General features: G+C 52.7%; 19 protein-coding genes. 1 reads left to right on the top strand and 18 read right to left on the bottom strand.

The features are described 5' to 3' along the window. The first annotated feature begins 222 nt into the window (after window positions 1-222). Window positions 223-2,187 carry a methyl-accepting chemotaxis protein gene (locus N7E73_RS14575; RefSeq protein WP_432735626.1) on the top strand — a complete coding sequence of 655 codons (1,965 nt, stop codon included), beginning with the start codon at window positions 223-225 and terminating at the stop codon, window positions 2,185-2,187. Between the two features lie 248 nt (window positions 2,188-2,435). Here N7E73_RS14575 and rpe read toward each other — a convergent pair whose 3' ends face one another. The 18 genes from rpe to N7E73_RS14665 all read right to left on the bottom strand — a co-directional run bounded on the left by rpe (window position 2,436) and on the right by N7E73_RS14665 (window position 21,440). After that, on the bottom strand, window positions 2,436-3,107 hold the full coding sequence (gene rpe, locus N7E73_RS14580; RefSeq protein ID WP_432735627.1) for a ribulose-phosphate 3-epimerase: 672 nt from the start codon (window positions 3,105-3,107) through the stop codon (window positions 2,436-2,438). Next, on the bottom strand, window positions 3,107-3,571 hold the full coding sequence (gene ahbA / locus N7E73_RS14585; RefSeq protein WP_432735628.1) for a siroheme decarboxylase subunit alpha: 465 nt from the start codon (window positions 3,569-3,571) through the stop codon (window positions 3,107-3,109). The genes rpe and ahbA overlap by 1 nt, the downstream gene beginning before the upstream one ends. Next, the gene (ahbD, locus tag N7E73_RS14590) at window positions 3,572-4,750 is read right to left on the bottom strand and encodes a heme b synthase (RefSeq protein ID WP_432735629.1); all 1,179 of its coding nucleotides are present in this window, start codon (window positions 4,748-4,750) and stop codon (window positions 3,572-3,574) included. Between the two features lies 1 nt (window position 4,751). Further along, on the bottom strand, window positions 4,752-5,735 hold the full coding sequence (gene hemB, locus N7E73_RS14595) for a porphobilinogen synthase (protein WP_432735630.1): 984 nt from the start codon (window positions 5,733-5,735) through the stop codon (window positions 4,752-4,754). Window positions 5,736-6,106: 371 nt separating this feature from the next. Further along, window positions 6,107-7,291, bottom strand: a complete 1,185-nt coding sequence (gene ahbC, locus N7E73_RS14600) for a 12,18-didecarboxysiroheme deacetylase (protein WP_432735631.1) — start codon at window positions 7,289-7,291, stop codon at window positions 6,107-6,109. 388 nt (window positions 7,292-7,679) lie between these two features. Next, window positions 7,680-8,411 carry a substrate-binding periplasmic protein gene (locus N7E73_RS14605; protein WP_432735632.1) on the bottom strand — a complete coding sequence of 244 codons (732 nt, stop codon included), beginning with the start codon at window positions 8,409-8,411 and terminating at the stop codon, window positions 7,680-7,682. 200 nt (window positions 8,412-8,611) lie between these two features. Next, window positions 8,612-9,742: an OmpA family protein gene (locus tag N7E73_RS14610; protein WP_432735633.1), complete on the bottom strand. Its 1,131-nt coding sequence runs from the start codon at window positions 9,740-9,742 to the stop codon at window positions 8,612-8,614. Window positions 9,743-9,889: 147 nt separating this feature from the next. Beyond that, window positions 9,890-10,225 carry a hypothetical protein gene (locus N7E73_RS14615; RefSeq protein ID WP_432735634.1) on the bottom strand — a complete coding sequence of 112 codons (336 nt, stop codon included), beginning with the start codon at window positions 10,223-10,225 and terminating at the stop codon, window positions 9,890-9,892. 21 nt (window positions 10,226-10,246) lie between these two features. Beyond that, complete coding sequence (locus tag N7E73_RS14620) at window positions 10,247-11,395, bottom strand: zinc-ribbon domain-containing protein (RefSeq protein ID WP_432735636.1); 1,149 nt, start codon at window positions 11,393-11,395, stop codon at window positions 10,247-10,249. 91 nt (window positions 11,396-11,486) lie between these two features. Beyond that, window positions 11,487-12,635: a glycosyltransferase gene (locus N7E73_RS14625; RefSeq protein WP_432735638.1), complete on the bottom strand. Its 1,149-nt coding sequence runs from the start codon at window positions 12,633-12,635 to the stop codon at window positions 11,487-11,489. 32 nt (window positions 12,636-12,667) lie between these two features. Then, window positions 12,668-13,741: a glycosyltransferase family 4 protein gene (locus N7E73_RS14630; RefSeq protein WP_432735639.1), complete on the bottom strand. Its 1,074-nt coding sequence runs from the start codon at window positions 13,739-13,741 to the stop codon at window positions 12,668-12,670. Between the two features lie 141 nt (window positions 13,742-13,882). Continuing rightward, complete coding sequence (gene fliS, locus N7E73_RS14635; RefSeq protein ID WP_432735640.1) at window positions 13,883-14,422, bottom strand: flagellar export chaperone FliS; 540 nt, start codon at window positions 14,420-14,422, stop codon at window positions 13,883-13,885. Between the two features lie 74 nt (window positions 14,423-14,496). Further along, window positions 14,497-16,230: a flagellar filament capping protein FliD gene (gene fliD, locus N7E73_RS14640; protein WP_432735641.1), complete on the bottom strand. Its 1,734-nt coding sequence runs from the start codon at window positions 16,228-16,230 to the stop codon at window positions 14,497-14,499. Between the two features lie 169 nt (window positions 16,231-16,399). Further along, window positions 16,400-17,281, bottom strand: a complete 882-nt coding sequence (locus N7E73_RS14645) for a flagellin (protein ID WP_432735642.1) — start codon at window positions 17,279-17,281, stop codon at window positions 16,400-16,402. Window positions 17,282-17,496: 215 nt separating this feature from the next. Further along, the gene (locus tag N7E73_RS14650; RefSeq protein WP_432735643.1) at window positions 17,497-18,318 is read right to left on the bottom strand and encodes a tRNA threonylcarbamoyladenosine biosynthesis protein TsaB; all 822 of its coding nucleotides are present in this window, start codon (window positions 18,316-18,318) and stop codon (window positions 17,497-17,499) included. Then, on the bottom strand, window positions 18,315-19,385 hold the full coding sequence (gene rseP, locus N7E73_RS14655) for an RIP metalloprotease RseP (RefSeq protein ID WP_432735644.1): 1,071 nt from the start codon (window positions 19,383-19,385) through the stop codon (window positions 18,315-18,317). Before rseP ends, N7E73_RS14650 begins: the two co-directional genes overlap by 4 nt. Before the next feature lie 9 nt (window positions 19,386-19,394). Next, window positions 19,395-20,597 (bottom strand): 1-deoxy-D-xylulose-5-phosphate reductoisomerase, encoded by a 1,203-nt coding sequence (locus tag N7E73_RS14660; protein WP_432735645.1) that lies wholly within the window; start codon window positions 20,595-20,597, stop codon window positions 19,395-19,397. Window positions 20,598-20,636: 39 nt separating this feature from the next. Then, window positions 20,637-21,440, bottom strand: a complete 804-nt coding sequence (locus tag N7E73_RS14665; RefSeq protein WP_432735646.1) for a phosphatidate cytidylyltransferase — start codon at window positions 21,438-21,440, stop codon at window positions 20,637-20,639. Window positions 21,441-21,703: the final 263 nt, after the last annotated feature.

Consider the following 21,703-nt stretch of genomic DNA (forward strand, 5'->3'; position numbering starts at 1 on the left):
TTTAACAGGAGAGGGCTGTAAAGGGAAGAACGAAGTTTTTGTGGTTTAATGATTTATGTTTTCGAACTGTATGCTGATTCAAAATGTACCGGTACATTGTGTCAAAGTTCAATTCTTTAAACCTGTTTTTGGTTGCATGTATAACTGTACAAATTATACAATAATATAAAGTATAATTATAAGACTTTGTATTTAATCGCAAATTGCGAACAGGAGATTTAAATGACTATCAAGGCAAAACTATGGGCCATTGGCCTGCTGGCCTCGGCCGGTTTTATAATCATTTTTACTGTGGGGCTGATAGGGGAGCGGCTCGTCAGGGAAGCTACGGTTCTGGAGGAGCATGCAGCAGAAACAGAGGTCGCAATGCTGCAGGCCCGCAGAGCCGAGAAAAATTTTATTATTAGGCATGACACCAAATACATTGCCCTTGTTGAAAAACAGGTGAAGGTCATGAAGGAAAGGCTGGCCATGCTTAAGGACTCTTCGCTGGGGGGGTACACGGCAAAGGGTCTGAAGGCAGTGGAGAAGTACAACACCGCGTTTATGACAGTAGCCAGAGATCTGAAATCCATGGGACTGGACAAGTCCAGCGGTATCCAGGGGCAGTTGCGTGAAGCCATAAGGGAGGTTGAAAAGCAGGCTGCCCATATGGACCCGGCCATAGAAGCAGGAATCCTGCGGCTGCGCAGGCACGAGAAAAATTTCCTGCTCTGGCAGGACAGCTCACATCTTGAATCATTAAGTCGTGAAATAACAGGCTTCAAGGATTCAATAAGGAATGCCTCCATTTCAGAGGCTCAGGTCGCGGACCTTCTTGTCGGGTTGGAAAACTATCATACCCTGTTGCAGTCGTATGCCGCTCTTGCTGCAAGCATAGACAGCAACAAGCAGATTTTCATTGAATCCGCCCGCAGTATGGAGCCGATGCTGGAGGATCTGGCCGGAGAGGCATCGGCCATGCTGCATGAGCGGAAGAATCTTATCTCCAACATCTCGCTGGGGGTTGAAGGCGTAACCATTCTGTTGCTCCTCTTTGTCATTTTCCTGATTATAAAGTCCATTCTGGAGCCGCTTAAATCACTTGAGCTCTGCGCCGAGCAGGTCAGTGAAGGCAGTTACGATGCCTGTGAGAAACTGCAGCTGAGCGGGGAGCTGGAGTCCCTGCGTGAGATGATGGTGTTGATGATAGTGAAGCTCAAGAAAAGCATGGATGAGGCCAGAGAAAACAGCCGCGAGGCCGAAGTCCAAGCCGTAAAGGCCAATCGCGCCATGGAGGAAGCCCACCGGGAGAAGGAACATGTTGCCGCTTTATTTGACACCATGTCCGCAATTTCCGGGCAGGTGGACCTGATAACCGAAGAGTTGCATACCGTTGCCCACAATCTGGCAGCAGAAGCAGAGGAAATCAGGACCGGGGCCAACAGCCAGCGCATCAAGACCGATGAAACCGCCGTTGCGGTCCGGCAGATGAATGCCTCCATAGTGCAGGTTGCGGAAAAGGCTTCACGGGCTTCAGCGGGAACCGTGGAGGCCAGCCGCAGGGCAGAGGAAGGATTTACCATAGTCGGGCAGGTGGTTGAATCGACCGACAAGGTCAAAACACACACCCAGTCTCTGAAAAAGGCGTTGTCGGAATACAGCCATCAGGCTGAGGCCATCGGCCAGATCATGAACGTGATATCCGACATTGCCGATCAGACCAACCTTCTGGCCCTTAACGCAGCCATTGAAGCCGCTCGGGCCGGTGAAGCCGGGCGCGGCTTTGCGGTCGTCGCCGATGAGGTCCGCAAACTGGCGGAGAAGACCATGGATGCGACGCAGGAAGTCGGCAGGGCCATATCTGGAATCCAGAGCGGAACCGAGGCCAGTCTTTCACTGATGAACGAAACTGAGCAGGCCGTGGACCTTTGCTTCGAAAAGGCCTGCGGAGCCGGTAATTCCCTCAAGGACATCGTGTCCATTGTCTCCGAGTCGGCCGGGCAGGTCAGGTCCATTGCCACGACTACCGAAGAGCAATCCAGTTCATGTGAACAGATCAACTGCTCGGCGGTGGAGATCAATTCGGTTTCAAACGAGACCTCGGCACGGGTCGACCAGTCTTTCAAGGTCATAAGAAATATCACCGGGCTTGCATCTGAACTTAAAAAACTGACCGGGAAGTTGAACAACTGCCGGGCAAGCTAGTCCGTTCAGCTTCAAGTCATCCTGTTAAGGTTTTAATCGTCAGTGCCGTCATCCCGTACTGCCGGGGAGACCTCCCGGTCCCGGCCCAGGGCAGGTTGAAACCGGCACACAAAAACATACGCCCCGTAATATCAAAATATTACGGGGCGTTTTTTATGTAAGCATACCCTTACGGAGCTGTTTCTCTGAAAAGCTCCCGGATATTTTTAAAACAGCCTAACTGCTTTTTATAGCGTACTAAAAGTCATCTACTTGCCTGCACAGGTCTCGATAAACATCTTGTGACGCTGGGCGTAGGGCGGGTAGTTGAAGAATGCGGACCCGGACACAAGTACATCCGCACCGGCCTCGACCAGTTCGCGACAGTTTTCCATGGTCACGCCGCCGTCGAGCTGGATAAGGGTCTCCGCACCCATTTCGTCGATCATGGCCCGCAGGTCACGGACTTTCCGGGTACAGAAGGGGATGTACTTCTGACCTCCGAAACCGGGGTTAACGGACATGATCAGGACCATGTACAGCTGCGGAATCAGGTATTTTATGGATTCCAGCGGGGTGGCCGGGTTGAGAGCGATGGCGGGCTTGACTCCGCGTTCGGCAATGGCGGCTACGGCGCGCTCAAGGTGCACAGTGGATTCAGCGTGTATGCAGAGCAGGTCTGCTCCTGCATCGCAGAATTCATCGATGTATCGTTCGGGCTGCTCGATCATGAGATGGCAGTCGAAGAACAGGTTGCACTCCTTGCGCATGGACTTGATGACCGGAGGCCCGAAGGTGATGTTGGGAACGAATTTACCGTCCATGACATCAAGATGCGCCCATTTCAGTCCGGCTTCTTCAAGTGCCTTCAGTTCGTCGGCAAGGCGGCTGAAGTCGCAGGAAAGAAGCGACGGTGAAATGATGGTTTCCTTGGCAGCCATTATTTTTTCTCCTTGTCGCCCGTCATGGCAAAATCAACCTTGATTTTGAATAATTTGGTGGCGGGCAGGTAAAGTATGCGGATTCCGGTTTTTTCGGTCATCTCTTCAAGGGTTGCCTTCACGGTTTCCCTGTCCGGTCCGATGAAAGTAAACCAGATGTTGAAGTCGTTTTCGCGCAGGTAGTTGTGGGTCACACCGTTGTATCCGTTCACCACTGCAACGAAATGGTCGATTTTATCCTCGGGCACCTTTGCGGCACAGAGGGTGGAATGCCAGCCAAGTTCCCTTGAACCGAAGTTGGCTCCGAGACGACGGATCACACCGTCTTCGCGCAGGGCGTTGACCCGGGAAAGGGCCTCATCCCCGGAGATTCCCACCTGATTCCCGATCTCGTCGTAAGGGCGGGATACAATGGGAAATCCGGACTGGATGATGTCGAGAATCTGTTTGTCTACTGCGTCCATTTACTTGTCCTTTCTGGGCTGCTTCTTGGGCTCGTAGGAACAGAGCGGTTCGGGTCCGAGGTAGTTGCCTTCCATGGTCTGGGCACGGGCGCGACAGCCGCCGCAGACCTTTTCGTATTCGCAGTGTCCGCATTTTCCATCGTAGGTTTCGGCATTGCGCAGGTTCAGGAACTGGGGAGATCTGGCCCAGATTTCCGGGAAGGGAATTTCGCGCACGTTGCCGCAGTCCAGTTCCAGATAGCCGCAGGGCTGCACCTGCCCGCGATGGGAAATGAAGCAGAAGCCCACGCCGCCAAGACAGCCACGGCTGACCGCATCAAGACCGAAGTTCTCGAAGTTCACCGGAATGCCTTCTTCCTTGGCGCGCTGGCGAAGGATGCGGTGGTAATGAGGGGCACAGGTGGCCTTGAGCTGCATGTCGGTGGTCTTCTGGAAATCGTAGAACCAGTTGAGGACCTCTTCGTACTCTTCGGCGGAAATTACCTCCGCGCCGAGTTCTGCAGCACGTCCTGTGGGTACCAGCAGGAATATGTGCCATGCGGATGCACCGAGCTTCTTGGCAAGGTGGAAGATATCCTTGAACATGTGCAGGTTGTTGCGGGTAACCGTGGTGTTGATCTGGAATTCTATTCCGGCGTCCTTGAGGTACTGGATGCCGCGCATTGCCTTGTCAAACGCGCCGATTTCTCCGCGGAAGTCGTCATGGTATTGGGCTTCGGCCGCATCAATGGAGATGGAGCAGCGCTGGATGCCAACTTCCTTGAGTTTGACTGAATTTTCTGCGGTGAGCAGGGTTCCGTTGGGAGCCATTACACAGCGCAGACCCTTGTCATTGGCATAGGAAACCAGCTCGAAAACATCGTGTCTGAGCAGCGGTTCTCCGCCGGTGAAGATGATGATCGGGTCGCCGGTCTCCGGGAAAGTATCGATGAGAGCCTTTGCCTCTTCAGTGGAAAGCTCGCCTGGATACGGTTCGGGGTGTGCCTCGGCCCGGCAGTGCTTGCAGGCTAGGTTGCAGGAACGGGTGATCTCCCATGCAATGAGGCGCAGCGGCGGTGAGCCGTCGGCATTCTTCTGGGGAATGGGATGTACGCCCGGGTGTCCGCCCGGATGTCCATCGGGATGGCCGGGTTTGCCGCCGGGATGTCCGCCCGGATGTGTCATTTTTTTATCGCTCATATTATTTCTTACCCATGCGTTTGAGTACGTCTTCAGTGAAGTAGGTCAGGATGAGGTCCGCACCGGCGCGTTTGAGGCCGATGAGGGATTCCCAGACAACGGATTCTTCGTCGATCCAGCCGTTGATTGCCGCGGCCTTGATCATGGAGTATTCGCCGCTGACCTGATAGGCGGCAACAGGCAAATCGAAGTTGTCGCGGGTCTGGCGGATGATGTCCATGTAAGGTCCGGCAGGCTTGACCATGAGGATGTCAGCGCCTTCGATCACGTCGGCTGCGGCTTCACGCAGCCCTTCGCGGGCGTTGGCGGGGTCCATCTGGTAGGTCTTGCGGTCGCCGAACTGGGGGGCGCCTTCCGCTGCTTCGCGGAAAGGACCGTAGTAGGATGACGCATATTTTACGGAATAAGACATGATCGGCAGGTTTTCGTAGCCGTTCTCATTCAGTATTTCGCGGATGGCGGCAACGCGTCCGTCCATCATATCAGAAGGCGCGACCATGTCCGCACCTGCCTTTGCGTGAGAGAGGGCGGTTTTCGCCAGCAGGTCCAGAGTCGGGTCGTTGAGGATTTCCTCGTCTTTGACCAGTCCGCAGTGGCCGTGGGAAGTGAATTCACACAGGCACACGTCGGTTGCCACCAGCAGGGCTGGCCAGCGTTTTTTCAGCATGCGTACAGCCTGCTGTACAATGCCGTCATCGGCATAGGCCTGAGTTCCTGCGGGGTCCTTTTCAGCAGGAATACCGAAAAGGATCAGGCTCTTCAGGCCGTTGGCAACGGCTTCATCCACCTTGAGTTCCAGCTGCTTGAGGCTGAGCTGGAACTTGCCGGGCATGGAGGAAACCTCTTTCCTGTAATTCTCATCGTCTGTTTCGTAGACGAAGTAGGGCATCATAAGATCATTCGCGGAAAGAGTTGTTTCGCGAACAAGATCACGAATAACCGGGGTACGTCTCAGTCTGCGTCCCCTGTGGAAGTCAAATACCATATCAACCTTCCTTGCCTCCGGCGGGCCTGCCGGCGGCCCCTCCGGGGGCCAAAGAACCCTTTTGCAAAAGGGTTCTCTGGACTCTCCCAAAACCTTTTAATAGGGCTTCGCCGCTGAAGACGTTACAGATCTGTTTATTAAAAATTATCTTTCCCAGCATGATTTGTGCGGGGAATTACATCATTACAAAATCGATTCGACATTCCCATCCCACCCCTGTGAAGCGTAATTAAAGCGCGTTTGGTGGAGAGGGGATGGGGAGTCCAGAGGCAAAACGAAAATCCCGGCGAGCTTTTAGAAGCCCGCCGGGATTTTGAATATTCATCGTCGACAGGACGACTGCTTTGTATATCTTTTCAAAAACAGCGGGCCTAGTCTTTCTTGATTTCCTCGTCGGTGAGGTAACATGCCGGATCCTGAGCCCAGATGTCATCGTAGTAGGCTTCGGCGCGGGCACGGAAGTTACCGCCACAGATGTTGAGGTAGCGGCAGGTTGCGCAGCGGCCGCCGACGTACTGCTTTTTGTCTTTGAGCTTGTGCAGCAGTTCGATCTTTTCGTCCATCCAGATTTCGGAGAAAGGACGCTCAAGAACGTTGCCGAAGGTGTGGTTGCGCCAGAACTGGTCGGCGTGAACCTGACCGTCCCAGGAAATGCAGCCGATACCGCGTCCGGAGTTGTTGCCTTCGTTGAACTGCAGCAGTTCAAGAACTTCCTTGGCGCGTGCGGGATCTTCCTTGAGCAGGCGCTGGTATACGTAGGGTCCGTCAGCGTGGTTGTCCACGGTGAGGATTTCCTTGGGCATTCCTGCATCGTAGAGGGCTTTGGTCTCGTCCATGATCAGGTCGAGAAGCTTGCGGGTCTCTTCGTGGCTCAGGTCTTCCTTGATGAGTTCGGAGCCGCGGCCGGAATATACGAGGTGGTAGAAACAGGCTCTGGGTACTTCCATGTCACGCAGTACCTGAAAGATGGAGGGCACTTCAGTCCAGTTGCGCTTGTTGATGGTGAAGCGCAGACCTACTTTCAGGCCTTCTGCCTTGCAGTTTTCAACACCCTGAAGAGCTTTTTTGTAGGAACCGGGAATACCGCGGAACTTGTCGTGGGTTTCTTCGGTACCGTCGAGGGAGATACCTACGTAGGAAAGGCCTACGTCTTTGAGCTCGCGGGCTTTTTCCTTGGTGATCAGGGTTCCGTTGGTGGAAATAACGGCGCGCATTCCTTTGCTGGTTGCGTACTTGGCCAGCTCAACGAGATCCTGACGGACGAGGGGTTCCCCTCCGGAAAAGAGCATTACGGGTGCGCCGAATGCTGCGAGATCGTCGATGATTCCCTTGGCCTGTGCTGTGGAAATTTCGTCTTTGCCTTCAGGATCGACAGCCTTGGCATAACAGTGAACACACTTCAGGTTGCAGCGTCTGGTCATGTTCCATACAACTACAGGTTTTTTATCTTTGGAAAACTGCAAGAGGTGAGAGGGCAGCTTCCCGGATTCACGGCCGTAGCGCAGGGCATCGGAAGATTCAACCGCGCCACAGTAAAGTTTAGAAATACCAATCATTTAATAAAGTCCTCCCTAGCTGCGGGTACGAGCCAGGCTATCGGTTTGAAACGATGTGTTCCCTGAGGGACGAAAAAGGATAATAATTACTGTTTGCCGTTCGTCAAGCAGAAAACAATCGGTTATGCGTAACAGAATGCGAAGTTTGGCTTAACACAAATGCAGGCAGGGGAAAAGTGCAAATTTGGTATAAGTTCGGGGTAAATTAAGTGTCTGAAAAGTTTTATTTAATTCTAGCTGCTCGGTGCCGGAGGTGATTCGTAATGAAAGGAATACCTCCTGTTCAGGTTCGTATTTTTTGCGCTTTTGCAATTGTTCTTTGTGTATGGCTGGGGATGTGATCCGGGGGCGGAATCGCAAATTGATCAGCTGAGCTTTGATGCCAGACTCAGAATTGTTTTAAAGGTGATTTTACCGCTAGCTCCTTAAGCATATTCTCGTAGAAATTGTCTTCTCTCATGCTTTCAACTGCTTTTACTATTTTTTCACGTAAATGGGCTGGCAGATCTTTCCGGACAAATACCCAGTCCTTGCGGGTGGCAACAGGGATCGGCTTGCCGAAATCATTTGCAGTCATGGATGTCTGCTGCAACCAGTAATAGTACGCAGGTTCAGAAAAAATTCCTCCGTCAATCAGTGGTCGGGAATAAACCATTTTGAGCATGGTGTGATAATTGGGTGTTCGGGATATATTTCCCGGAATACCTTCCAGTGGCGGATAAGATGTTCCGATAATGTAGAGGAGATGTTTGCCTTTTAAATCAGACAACCTTGCCATGCCTGAATTTTTTTTGGTCACAGCCACAACCCGTATGAGATTCTGGACGATCAGCGGGGCTCCGGCATCAAGGGCTGCATTGTGCGCTTGAGCAGTGATGAGGTCCAGATCACCGTTCTTGAGCATGATAAAGGCACGTGCCAGCGGAATAATATCGTTGGTATACTGAAGGCCGGAGCGTTTACCTATTTCCTCGTGCAGTCGGTATACAAGTCCGTGCTTGCTTCCGTCAGCAGCAACCCATCCATATGGCGTGAGATCCAATGTTCCCATCCGCAGCGGTTTTGTTTCAGCATAACCGGTTTGCGGGCTGCACATGAACGCAAAGATGACGACAGCCACACATAGCCATGCCGTTCGGTGGATCACTTTGCTTCTGGTATGTTCCGGGTGAGAAAAATGAATTCTGCACATTGGCATTATATAGCTTATGACAGTTTCGCAGTAAAGGGGGGCGGATTTATCCTTGAAAACAGCTTTATGAGGGAGTCGGAATAAAAGGGAAGGCAGTCGGTGTACCAGCACCAACTGCCTGAAGATGTTTACGGAGCTATTGAAACCTGTACCCGCCTGTTAAGCAGCTTGTTGTACTTGGTCGTGTTGGGCACGAGCGGCTGTTCCTCCCCGAATCCGGTGGTACCGATGCGTGCCGGGGGGATGGGGAAATTGTCGGTCAGATACTTCTTTACGGCCTCGGCTCGTTCCTTGCTCAGTTTGAGGTTGTATTCCGGGGATGCGTCCGAGTCGGTGTGCCCGGCTATCAGTATGCGTTTGTTCTTAAGTTTTTCGCTGATCAGTGCCTTGCCAAGTTCGTTGATCAACGGGAAGGATTCCGGTTTGATCACCGCGGAGTCACTGTCGAACTGTACCGCAAGGTTGATGGACCTTGGTTTCTGCTCAGCTGCTGTAGTTGCTGTCGTTGCCGGTTTCTGCTCAACCATTTTCGGGGCCGGAGCATCCTGCTGTGAAGCGAAACTCTGTTCCTGAACCGTTGGAGATGCAGGCAATTCGACCATATCCGGCTTCAGCCCGGAAATCATGCCCTGAGTGTTTTTTTCGTATCGGGCCCAGGAGGTGAGTGGAACGGCCATGTCAGTGGCTATGGCCTGGATGATGTTGTAAAAGGCCGAGTCCGGCATGCGGTGCTGTCTTTTGACAATGACGAAGTCGTCATCCATCTTCTTCTCGATACGCCCGCTCTGCTCAAAGCTGCAGACCATCTGTCCGCGTTTGGTTTCGTAAATTTTGACCTGAATGGTTACCGCGGAATCATCCATGGTGTGCCCGAGGTAGAGGTAAGGTACGAACCCGACTACAAGCAGGTCGTATCCTCTGGAGCGGGCGGTGAAGAGAGCCTCCTCCAGTCCCCGGTAGTAGAGGGTCTCGTCGTAGACCATGGAGGGGAAAATCTGCAGGCTGGTCCAGTTCTGCCATACGCCTTTGGCAATGAGTCTTCCCCAGTCGCTGCCCTTCTCAATTGTCTGGGTTACGTGGAAAGGGTAGAACATGGCGGAAAGCGGGCCGTAGTGAGGTTTTTCCGGCCTTGAATAGACCATGAGCTGCGAAAGCTGCACGTCTGCATCTTCATAATAGATGGATTGGGTGGCTATCTGCGGCTCAAAGTGTGTGCAGGCCGATAACATCAATACAATTAATAGCAGAATTTTTTTCATGTCGGTAACCGGTTGCCGTGGTTTTAGTCTTGGTGACTGGAAATTGACCATATTTCGTGTGCTAGAATCGCAGCAATAATTATGCCGTGTTTTCCAGAAAAGAAAAATGGCGGCCCTTCTTTCGAGGGGCCGCCATTTTTTGATATATCACTGGATCAGTTTTGTGGGGGACGGAGCATCCTGCATGGATTCCAGTATCTGCTCCCGGGACTGGATCAGGCTTTGCCGCAGTTCCATCTTGCGCTGCACGGAGAGTTTGCGGAATTCCGGCTGATGGGTCAGCTCGGTCAGTTGGGACATTTCCCTTTTGATTTTTTCCACCTTGCGCAGCATTTCGCTCTGCGGGGTACAGACCTGTGCACAGGCATCAGCAAGGTCGGAAATCTCCCTGGCCATGGAGCGGAAGCTCCGGGGGTTGATCTCTTTAGCTATCCTGATGCGTTCCTTTGCATTGTGAAGCAGGCCGTTAATCCATCCAATCATAAACTATCCTCGAAAGAGTTGTTAAATTGTCGGCTGGTTGAAGTTCATGTAGAAGCCGAGGATTACCAACAGTAGCACAATGGGCATTACTATTGAAAGCACAACTCTCATGTACGACGTTTTATGTATGTGTTTGTACGCGATTATGGAAATCGCCATGCTGAGCAAAGCACCTATAAAATCGCCTGCAACCGGGATCACGCTGAGAATGATCGGGGCGTAGGAATATGCTGTGGCCCTGAATGTTGCCTGATATCCGCGGTCTCCGGCTCCGAATATCATCAGCATTATGTGGGTGAAACCTATCAACGGGAAGCTGAGTCCGGCCAGCATAAGCGGATAGAGCAGCAGGGAGAACAGTGCTGAAGCAGTTCCTTCCTTAAGGGATTCGGCAATCATCGAATCGCTGACCATTCTGCCCATCTCCGAAGTCATGGAAGTTTCCATGCCGGTGGTGGCCCAGATGAAATTGCAGATTTCCTGAAACTCGGCCAGCAGGATGAAGAATATCAACGGCTTGATGAATCCGGTCAATTCCATGTTGCTGAAGAATGCGCCGGGGGAGAGGAAAATCCTCTTGATGGTCAGGAACAGGCCGGGGAAGAATCCGTATTTCTCCAGATGTTCGAAGGGAACCTCTGAGTAGTCCGAGTCCATGCTGCTGTAGTACTGATCTTCGTCGTCAGTGTTTTTCGGGCGCATGGCATTGAGTTTTGCCCATATGTCGGCCTTTTCTTCGCGAGGTACTTCCGGTTCTTCGCGGACCAATCTCCTTACGGGAGTCTCGTCACGGTCTTCGATCCTGTCTTCAACCTGCTCTTCGGCCTGAATATGCTCATGTCTGAAGGGCTGCTCTTCTTCGTGCGGGATATTGTGTTCCGCCTCAGGCTCGGCAGCATGGTCTTCTTCCCGGTATTGCTGGTAATTGTCATCGCCGTACTGCTGCTGTTCTTCGTAGTAGGCTGCAGGATCGGCCTGTTCGGGCTGCTGCTCGTATTCTCCGTAATATGGAGTGTCCACGGGGGCGGTATCCTGCTCTTCTACAGGAGGGAGTTCCCTGAACTGGAATTTGATTCCGCACTTGGGGCAGGTAGCCAGTTGGGCATTTGCCGGGATTTTATCCTCGGGAATCTCACTGCTGAAATTACACTCGGGACAAGTAACTTTCATATCATATCCTTGGAAATTGTTTGTCGGAATATTTTGGTCAGACCTAATAAATTTTATACTGTTAGGCAATGCCAATTCTTCCCGTTCATGACTACAAATTAAATTCCGGAAGGATTACGGCGTGAACCGGGTCCGTCTGTTCCGGGCAGAGAATGTCTCTGTGCACGTTTGGAAATTCTGCGCCAAGCCTGTGACAGAACGCGCCGCCAGCGGCCAGATTAAAGGATTCCAGCTTGGCTTCGATTCTTTCCCTGCTCTTGAGCAGGTGGGTAAGGTGAATGATTGATACACCGGGAAGTATGCCTGAAGGTCCGGATAATCCTTCAATACGCTCGTGTATGCGGTTCACGAATCTGAGTCGGCCGGTGTTGCGGAAAAAGCGCAGCTGCAGGTCCGGCCAGAGTCCGTAGCCGACCCGTACATGGTTTTCGTCCGGGTAGCAGGTCTCTCGCGGCAGATACCAGCCTTCGCAACCGCTCAGTGACGCTGCACGGCGCAGACTGTCCCAGTTACTGGCATCAAGCCGTTCATCGGCATCAAGGTACACAACCCATTCGCCGGAGCAATTCTTCAGCATGCGGTTGCGCTGTGCTCCGAAATCGGCATCAAGGGGATGGCACATGCTGTTGATCTGCACTCCATCCGGATGGATAAGTTGCGGAAAAGAGTAATTCTGAGGACAGTCCCAGACTATGGAAATTTCCTTAAGCCAGCCGGGTAGTGCCGCAATGAATTCGTTGAGTCCCGGCTCGTCCGGGCTGAGTATGGCGCCGGCGGAAATTGTCGGATAATTATTGACGGTAGGCAGTTCGGCGGTCTTGAGCCCTGAGAAAATGCGTTGCAGAGTGCGATGGTCGTCTTTGGACTTTCCCGTAAGGTCCGGGTTCAATATAAGGTGGCAGTTTTCCGCTTTACGCTCATGCCGCAAGAGCAGCAGGATGGACCAGATAGATGAATCGGTCAGCACTCTGGTGTTTTTTTCAGAGTCAATTATCGTTAAATGGTTTTCGATAAGTTTGCGAACGTGAGCCGGGAACAGGTCGCAGATTATCAGTTCAAGTGCATGGGGCTTTTTCTGAGCGATGGTTTGTGCCAATTGCCCATCCCCAAGCCCGAAAAGGATTACTGTTTCGGCTTTTCTTTTTTCGGCAAAGCACAGGTGGCGTGCAGCGGCTGCTTCGGCATCAGCGGCAGGCAAAAAGTTTTCCGCAGAATCCGCCCCATCAAGTCTGAAGGACATTACCTGTTGCGAATATATTTCAAATGGGTGTTTCATGGTGCGGTTGTCTTCTGTTTCAGCTCCAGCAACTCAACGTAGATGTTTTCGAGTGTCCGCACAATGTCCTGCGCCCGGAACTGTTTCTGCGCCTTTTCTCTTCCATTTTCGCCCATTGTTTTCGCTTCTTCCGGGTGAGTGAGCAGGAAGCGCACGGCTTCAGCGTATTCCCGGGTGTTGCGGGCCACGATACCTGTTCGTCCGTTATCGACAAGTTCAAGTTGGGCGTTGTCGCGCAATCCTTCGCTGGGATGGGTGATTACCGGAAGTCCGGCGGCCATTGCCTCGGCTATGACCAGACCGAAGGATTCCCCGGTATCATTGGCATGGGCCAGAAAGGAGATCGAATTCATGAATCCTGAGATCTCGGCATCGGTGAGAATGGGAGGCAGAAATTGGACCAGCTTAGCCAGCCTGTTCTCCGAAACAAAGTTTATGACTTCCGGTATTCCTCCGATGATGCGGTAGGAGAATGAAGGGAGTACGCCTTCGTCAACCAGAGCCTTAAGGGATGGCAGGAAATCATATGCAAGTCTGGACCATTTGCCTTTGTCGGCTCGTGAGATGCGTCCAAAGGTGTTGGTCGGGAAATTTCTTCCGGCAGGGCAGCTCTCCTGGAAAAAGTCAGTATCCACGGGATTGTACAGGAAGGAGTATTTAGGGGGAACCGCCGGAATGGAATTAATTTTCTCAAATCGTTCGGCGCAGAAGCGGGATACGAAAATATGACGGTCGATCAGTTTTCCGTCCGGACTCGGATCGTGATGCCCGAAGACGTTGGTTTCCACCAGTACCGGAACACCAGCCAGCCTGAATGGTCGCAATGCCCCAGGCTCCGGCCATCCGGCACGGTGCAGGTGGACTATCTGCGGGCGTATCTTACGCAGCAGACCCAGGAGATCTGTGCCGACGTGGGTTTCTATTCCGGCCTTGCGCAGCAGTCTGCCACGCGGCCCGTCATGGGGCGAAAACACGTAGGCCCTGAATCGTGACCGGTCAAGATTGCAGACAAATGTCTGCATCACTTTTTCTGTACCGCCCAGTCCCAGAGACGGGGCAACGTGTAGCACTCTTGTTCTGGTATCCGTCATGATAGAAATAAATGACAGATACGGTCCCGGAAGTAAAGAAATGTAAAGAAGACAGAATAAAAAAGCCCCTGCATTGCAGGGGCCTTGTCTGTGAAAATAGCACAGGAGGATCTGTCTTCTTTATACATTGCCGTATGCGTTGGCGGCCTTCTTCAGCCTCAATGCATTTGGTGCAGGCATTGGCTGGGCGCTTTGCATGGTAACACCGCGGGTGTCTGCAAAGCTGCGGTTGATGTTTACACTACCGCTGCTGGGGGTTGCTGCCGATTCAAGCGGCACGGCGGCCTGTGCTTCGACAGTGGGGATGATTTCCCGGTATGCGGAAGCGATGCCGTCTATGATCTTGATGACGTCGTCGAGCTTCTTGGTGTCCATCTTGAGGTTGGCCTGCAGCAGTTGGGTGTTGCAGAACAGGTAAAGCTGGCTCAGGTTTTCGGCAAGCTCTCCGCCCTTTTCCTTGTTAAGGCTGGAGGTGAGCTCGGAAATGACTTCAATCGCCTTGGAAATAAGGATTCCCTTAGCAGCATAGTCTCTTTCCTCGATCTTGATCTTGGCCTGTTTCATGAACTTGATGGCCGCATCATAAAGCATGATGAGGAGTTCACCCTTGGACGTTGTGTGAATCTGGGTTGACAGATAGGCGTGTGCAGCTCTTTGCATATATAAATCCTCCTGACTTACTGATCGGTAAGGTTGTGTGATAACCTTAGAGGTGAAATTTAATTATTTAAAGTCTAGTTGTTGTTCAACTGGTTTATGCTGGAAACGAGGGATGTTGACTGCCGCTGATACTGGCCGAGCAGAGTGTCGAGCCTTGAGTAGCGATCCTTGAGCATCCTTTCCTTGTTGTCAATGCGGCGTTCTTCCCTCTCGATCTTGCTGTCGATATTCTTCATGATGATGTCGTAGTTGTCCTGAAGAATATTGAGCGGGCCTTCTTCGCTGGTCATATCATCCAGTGCGCTGACCAGTTCCCCGGTCTTACCCAGCTTCAGGTGGACCAGGAGGGCATCCGAAGCACTGCTGTCAGAGTTGCCGTAAACGCCGTCTGCCCGGTTTTCAACCCTTATGGACATACCGGAAGCATCCGTTCCGCCGGAACCGGTTATTTCCCATGTGCTGGAGTTAACCGTTGCTGACTGCCCGTTGATTGTGGCCGAAATCAGCTTTCCACCGGAAACTTCATATTGGACGTTGTAGTCACCCGGCTTGGTTACTCCGGTAATGTGGGACATGTACTGCAGGTTCGGCGTGTCGCTTTCGCCAAGGTAGTTGGCGGAAAATAGTCTCGCAACAGCCATGGGGTCGTCATCAAGGGCCTCATTGAGCTTGTCCGTATCCAGTTCCAGGAGACCCATGCTGGCCCCGCCGGAGTCGGCGTTGGTCATAATGCCAAGCTGTGAAAGGGCGGAGTACTTGTCGCCGGAGTAGTTGCCGCTTCCGTCATCGGTATACCATGAAAAACCTATGCCCCTGCTGGCCATGATGTCCTTCAGCCGCTGTCCGACCAGAAGTTCGACACCATAGTTACCGGTCAGGATGGAACCGTTGGCCGCGTCGCTTGACGTCTCGACGTTGGTCAGATCCTTGATCATCTGGCGTATGGTATTGTTCTGGTCAACGAACTTCTGGACGTTTTCCTTCATGCCTTCGTTGTCGACAGTGATACCTATATTGACGGTCGCGCCTGCGGCGGTGGCCTTTTTCAGGTTTACGGTCACCCCGTCCATGACGTCACTTATTGAGTTCGTGTCGCGTTCAATCCAGTCGGCCGCACCGGGAGGGAATCCGTCAACCTTGATCTGGGCGTTCTGAGCATTCTGGGTTTCAGTAAAGTTTGCGGCGGAAAAGATCATGCCGGTGGTGTTGGAAATAATTACCTGATTGTCCGCACCGAGGTCGAGGCCGTAAATCTGGAGGTGGTAGCTGGTACCGTCGTTGATGGTGGTGGCTCTGATCTTGTCCCTGGTGTCGGCATGGGCGTTGATCATGTTTACAAAACCCTGCAGGGTCGTTCCGGAGGGGACGTTGCTGAGGGTTACGGACTGTCCCTGATAGGAAAAAGTAAATGATCCGGTGGAGGTGAAAAGCACATCGGTTATGTTTGTTGTACCGGATGCAGTAACGTGGATGTCGTTCTGGGCCAACTGGTTGATTTCAATGGCGTGTGATGTAACCAGAGCTGAACTGGTGGCGGATGCGGTAAGCGTGTCCGAGTCCGAGGTGGACACGGCCTTGGTCATGAACTCGTCAAGAGTGTCCATGGACTTTAGGGTGGTCTGCAGGGCCAGCAGAGCCGTATCAAGTTCCTTGAACTTCTCGTTTTTGGTTTCCCAACTTGACTTCCAGCTCTCAAGCCTGTTGATGTGGACGCGTTCAAGCTTGATCAGCCCATCGATCATGGTGCTGAAGTCAGTTCCGGACCCGAGTCCCGCGAAGTTGATATTTCCTGAGGTGTAGTCAGACATAATTATCTCCGGGAATATTTTTCCCTGACAGTTTTTCTCACCTCAAATAATGCAAGGTAGATGCCAAGCTTATTCTGTCCTGTGTTAATAGGAAAAAGCCGGGCCGAATTTCTCGGACCCGGCTTTTCACATTTATCCGACTTTAGTCAGATCGGGGCGTCATGCGGCGTTAGCCGATGAGCTGCATGGCCATTCTGGGCATGCTGTTGGCCTGCGACAGCATTGCTACCGCGGACTGAGTCAGAATCTGGTTGCGGGTGAACTCGGTCATTTCGGTTGCAACGTCAACGTCGGAGATGCGGGATTCCGCAGCCTGTACGTTTTCAGCCTGGATGGACAGGTTGGTGATGGTGTTCTCCAGCCTGTTCTGCAGGGCACCGAGGTTAGCACGGATCTTATCCTTGGATATGATCGCGTTGTTCAGCTTGTCCAGAGACTGCTGAGCCAGTGCCTGAGTGGAAATGGAGTTACCGGCGGCAATTCCGACACCCAGAGCGGAGGCGGTAGAAGTGTTAATGGAAACGTAGTAGTAGTCTTCTGCTGAGTCGTTACCGGTTCCGAAGTGAACCTTGACCGGACCAGTAGAGGTCAAACCGGCACCGCTGTGCGCAGAGTTGGCTCCAGACATGTTACCATTAAGCAGGTGGATTCCGTTAAAGTCAGTTGCGTTGGCAATTCGGGTGATTTCCGAAGCCATGGCCTGATATTCGGAGTCGATGATCAGACGCTGGTCGGAGTTGTAGGTACCGGTTGCGGCCTGAGTTGCCAGTTCCTTCATACGGATGAGCTTTTCATCGATGACGCCCAGAGCGCCGTCTGCGGTCTGGATCATGGAAATAGCATCGTTGGCGTTACGGATACCCTGGTTGAGGGACTTAACATCCGCTCTCATGAGTTCGCGAATTGCAAGACCGGCTGCGTCGTCGGCTGCTGTTCCAACACGAAGACCTGAAGACAGACGACGGGTTGATACACCGAGACTGCTGTAAGAGTCCTGCAGGTTGCGGGACGCATTCATTGCCATCAAGTTGTGGTTAATTACTAAAGACATGCTTTCCTCCTTGAAAGTTCTGCTTGGCTTCCTTGCCAATTACTTGCCTTGTTTACCCAAGGTTCACAAAGCTGACTGGTCCTTCTTTGCCTAACTGATCGTCCGTTGCTTAGATATCTTTAGGCTCGACAGTAAAAAAACATCATATAATGAAAAAAAGGGACCTCCGTTTATGGAGATCCCTTTTAAGTCGGTTAATTTTTATAAAAATTTGCTCAGCGCGGGGTAATGTGGGCTATCCGTTTTTTTGCTTCATCAAGGGGAATACCTCGCTTGCCGGTAATCTCAGCAAGGTTTTCCTCGGCATCTGATCCACGCAGATACATGGGCATGGGCATTTCGCGACCATAGGCGGCGTGGCTGGCAGCCATGATGATGTCTTCAGGTGCCGGGGTGTTGAAGCGTTCAGGCATTACCAGCAGTCCCGGATTATCGGTCAGGAATCCGTCAAAGAAGGTGCTGTTCTTCCTGATTCCCGTTCCGGTGACAGCTGCCTTGTCCTGCCCGTATGAATCAATTACCTGTGCGGCTTCATGCACACTAACAGGCAGGGGCGGGGTTATCGGCTTCGGGGTGATGTCTTCAGGGCCGAGGGGGTCGAATCCCTGCAGATATACCTGCATCCTGCGGGAATGGGTTATTGTCCATACCGGCAGTCCGCTGGTCTGTGCAGCACCTCTGGCCAGCACGGGCAGGTATTCCATGTCCGCGACCAGCCCTTTGTTCTCAGCCGTTATCCCGGACATGATTCCGGCTATGGCGGAAAAGGTCAACCGCAGTCCGGTAAAGCTTCCCGGTCCGGCGGTCAGGGCCAGCCGGGTTATGTCCGAGGGAGTGCACCCGAACAGATTCAAGGAGTCGCGGATGGACGGGATCAGGAAGTTGACCGAGCGTCCCGGGACGATGAGGGATCTGGCCTCAAGCATCCGATATGGTTCGTCTTCATCCTCGCGCATGGCAAGGATTATCTGCAGGGTCTCCTCTGCGCCGTTTACGGCAAGCAGAAGATCCGGTTTTTCTTCAAAAAATGAACTCATTTTGTACTGAGTGTCCTGACAATGTCGTTGAAAATTGCAAAGGCCATGAGGCTGAACAGAAGGAACAGGCCCACCTTGGTGGCCGCCGCCTGCAGCTTTTCGCTGAGCGGTCTGCGCAGCACTGTTTCAAGGCTGTAGAAGAGCAGGTGTCCGCCGTCCAGAACAGGGATGGGCAGCAGGTTGAGGAGACCAAGGTTGATGCTGATGAAGGCGGTGAACTGCAGGAGCTGCAGAATGCCGCGCTCGGACTGCTGCTTGATGGCCTGCGCGATCATGATCGGCCCGCCAATGGAATCCATGGGCACAACCCGCTCAACCATCTTTACTATGCTGGTGCAGATGAGCTGTGTCACGTTCCAGGTCTGCTCCGCTGCTGCTGCGGCTCCGGAAATTCCGTCCAGCTCAACTGTTCTGGTGTCTCCGGATGCGACAATTCCGACCACGGGACGGCGGATTGTTTCTCCGAAGATGTTTTTTAGTTCCTGCACCTGCGGCTTTACGCTGATGTGTTTTTCAACGCCGTTGCGGGAAATGACAAAATCAAGAGTGTCGGAGGTGCTGGATTGTATGGTCTGGGCCAGGTCGGACCAGAAGACGATTTTCTTTCCGTCAATGGAAATGACTTCATCGCCGGTCTGGATGCCTGCCGTGAGAGCGGGGCTGTCCGGCTGCAGCTGACCTACCTGCGGAGCCATGCCCATCTGGCCGTGGCTCATGATGATGCCCCAGAAAATGATCCAGGCCAGTACGAAATTGAAAAACGGGCCTGCCGCAACCACCAGCATGCGGTGCCACGGCGGACGGTTCATGAAAAGTTCTCTTTCCGTGAACCCGCTGTCCTCGGTCATGTCCCGTTCCTCTCCCGCAAGGCTCACGTAGCCGCCAAGCGGAATCAGGGAAAGCCTGTAGTTGGTGGCTCCCCATGTGAATCCGGCAATGCGGGGGCCGAAACCGAGCGAAAAGGTCTTCACCCCGATACCCAGCGCTCGGGCCACAAGAAAGTGTCCGAGTTCATGGAAAAAAATAAGTCCGCCGAGTACCAGAATAAAGTCGATAATCCAAGTCATGTGTATCTCTTAAGTGATGGAGTCCATTACGTCGCGTCTGGTTTTCACGTCGAGTTCCAGAACTGCTCCCGCTTCACTCACGTCGCAACCTGCATGGGCTTCAAGGGCGCGCCCGATGATGGCAGGAATGTCGAGGAAACGTATTTTTTCCTTCAGGAACAGGTCTACCGCCACCTCATTGGCGGCATTGAGCACGATGGGGTGGCTCTGTCCTGCGGAGAATGAGTCTGCCGCATGCTTGAGGCAGGGGAAGACTTCGAGGTCCGGTTTTTCGAATGTAAGGGTTCCGACTTCCGCAAGGTTGAGCTGCTTGAGTTTCAGCGGAACTCGTTTGGGGAAGCACATGCAGAAGGCAATGGGAATCTGCATGTCCGGGATTCCCAGATGACCGAGCTGGGACCCGTCCACGTATTCCACCAGCGAGTGGATGATGGACTGGGGATGCACCACAACATCCACCTGTTCCGGTGGAAGCCCGTACAGATGGCAGGCCTCGATGAACTCCAGCCCCTTGTTCATGAGGGTAGCGGAGTCGATACTGATTTTTGCGCCCATGTCCCAGTTGGGATGGGCAAGGGCCTGCTCACGGGTGACGGTTTCAAGAAATTCTCTGCTCTTTCCGCGGAAGGGACCGCCGGATGCAGTGAGGATCAGCCTGCTTACATCGTCGGCAGCGTGCCCGGCTAGGCCTTGAAAAAGAGCGTTGTGCTCCGAGTCAACGGGCAGGATGGTTGCGCCGGTACGGTGGCAGGCGTCACGGATTATGTGTCCGCCCAGAACCAGTGATTCCTTGTTGGCCAGCGCGATCATTTTGCCTTTTTCCGCTGCAGCAAGAGTAGGCTCGAATCCGGCCGCTCCAACTATGGAAGAAAGCACAAGGGAAGCTTCATCAAGGGACGCAATGGTTATGTATGCTTCAGGGCCGATAAGGATTTCAGGATTGTATCCTGCGGGGAGTAAATCTTTAAGTTCGCTTGCGGCTTCCTCGTTTAATACAGCGAGGTAGGTCGGGCGGTGTGCGGCAGCCTGTTCCGCCAGCAGCCTGGCGTTTCTGGCTCCTGCCAGGGCAACGACCTTGAAGAGGTCGGGGTGCTGTTCAATTACTTTGAGGGTGCTTGTTCCTATGGAACCGGTACTGCCCAGGATGGAAACGGTTCTCGGGAATTCAGGCAGTACGGCAGTGGCCGGCCATGGGGAAATGTATGTCTGCAAGTTGTATTTTTCCGTAAGTTCGGGGCTAGGCGCACCCGGTTAAAAGAATGTATAAAGCTGTCTTGCCAGAATGTATACCGGCAGGGCAAGCACAAGACTGTCGATGCGGTCCAGCACTCCGCCATGTCCGGGAAGGATTTTTCCGGAGTCCTTGATCTGCAGTTTACGTTTTAGTGCGGATTCGAAGAAGTCTCCCATCTGGGAAGCAATATTGAGGGCCGCACCAAGCAGAATCCACAGGGATGCCGGAGCCTTGCCGAATATGAGGCCGAAAATTGTGCAGCAGATGATACAGCCTATGAATCCGCCGATGGACCCGGCCCATGATTTCTTGGGGCTGACCTGAGGCCAGATTTTCTTTTTTCCGAAATAGGTGCCGGAGTAGAATGCGGCAGTGTCGGATGCCGAGGATGAAAGCAGCACCAGCAGAATCTCCCAACTGCTCATGGATGTGAGAAACTGAAGAGTTACCGGAATGTACACGATACCGGCGAACAGAATCAGGCTGTCTTTGTAGGACGCCTCTCTGCCCTTGGAGCTGAACGAAAAAAGAAATCGGAAGTTGAACAGCCAGAACGCTCCGAGCATGATCAGCAGCATCCATACCGGGGAAACCAGTGCAGAGGTCATGATGATTCCCGCTCCGGCAGCCATACCCATGTAGCGGGACAGCCGGTTGGATTTATCCTGCCAGAACATTCCGTAGAATTCATGCAGGGCGACAATGCAGAAGATCGTCAGGGCGCCGATAAGGACTTTTCCACCCATGATAAGGGCGGTGGCCAGGGTGGCGATGAGGAGCAAAGAGGTTACTATCCGTTGTTGAAGGCTGCTTAAGGGCATGAAATCCTCGGTTAGGGTTCCGGAAATATAATTATGGATGTTCGTTCGTTGTTAATCGTGTTTTCTGCCTGTCCCTTGGCTGAGTCCAAGTCCTGATTAGAGCAAGAGCGGTTTGCCTTTTGCGCAGAATTGAATTTGACCTGCAAAAAAACTTCATTTTTATAATTCATTAATGGAAAGCGGGCAAGCTGTCAGTGGATAGTTTTCCACATTAATTCGGGCATAAGTGCAGCCTCAATGCCGGAGGGCGGTCCGGGCCTTCA

It is taken from the genome of Maridesulfovibrio sp. FT414, assembly GCF_050916235.1.
GTDB lineage: Bacteria > Desulfobacterota > Desulfovibrionia > Desulfovibrionales > Desulfovibrionaceae > Maridesulfovibrio.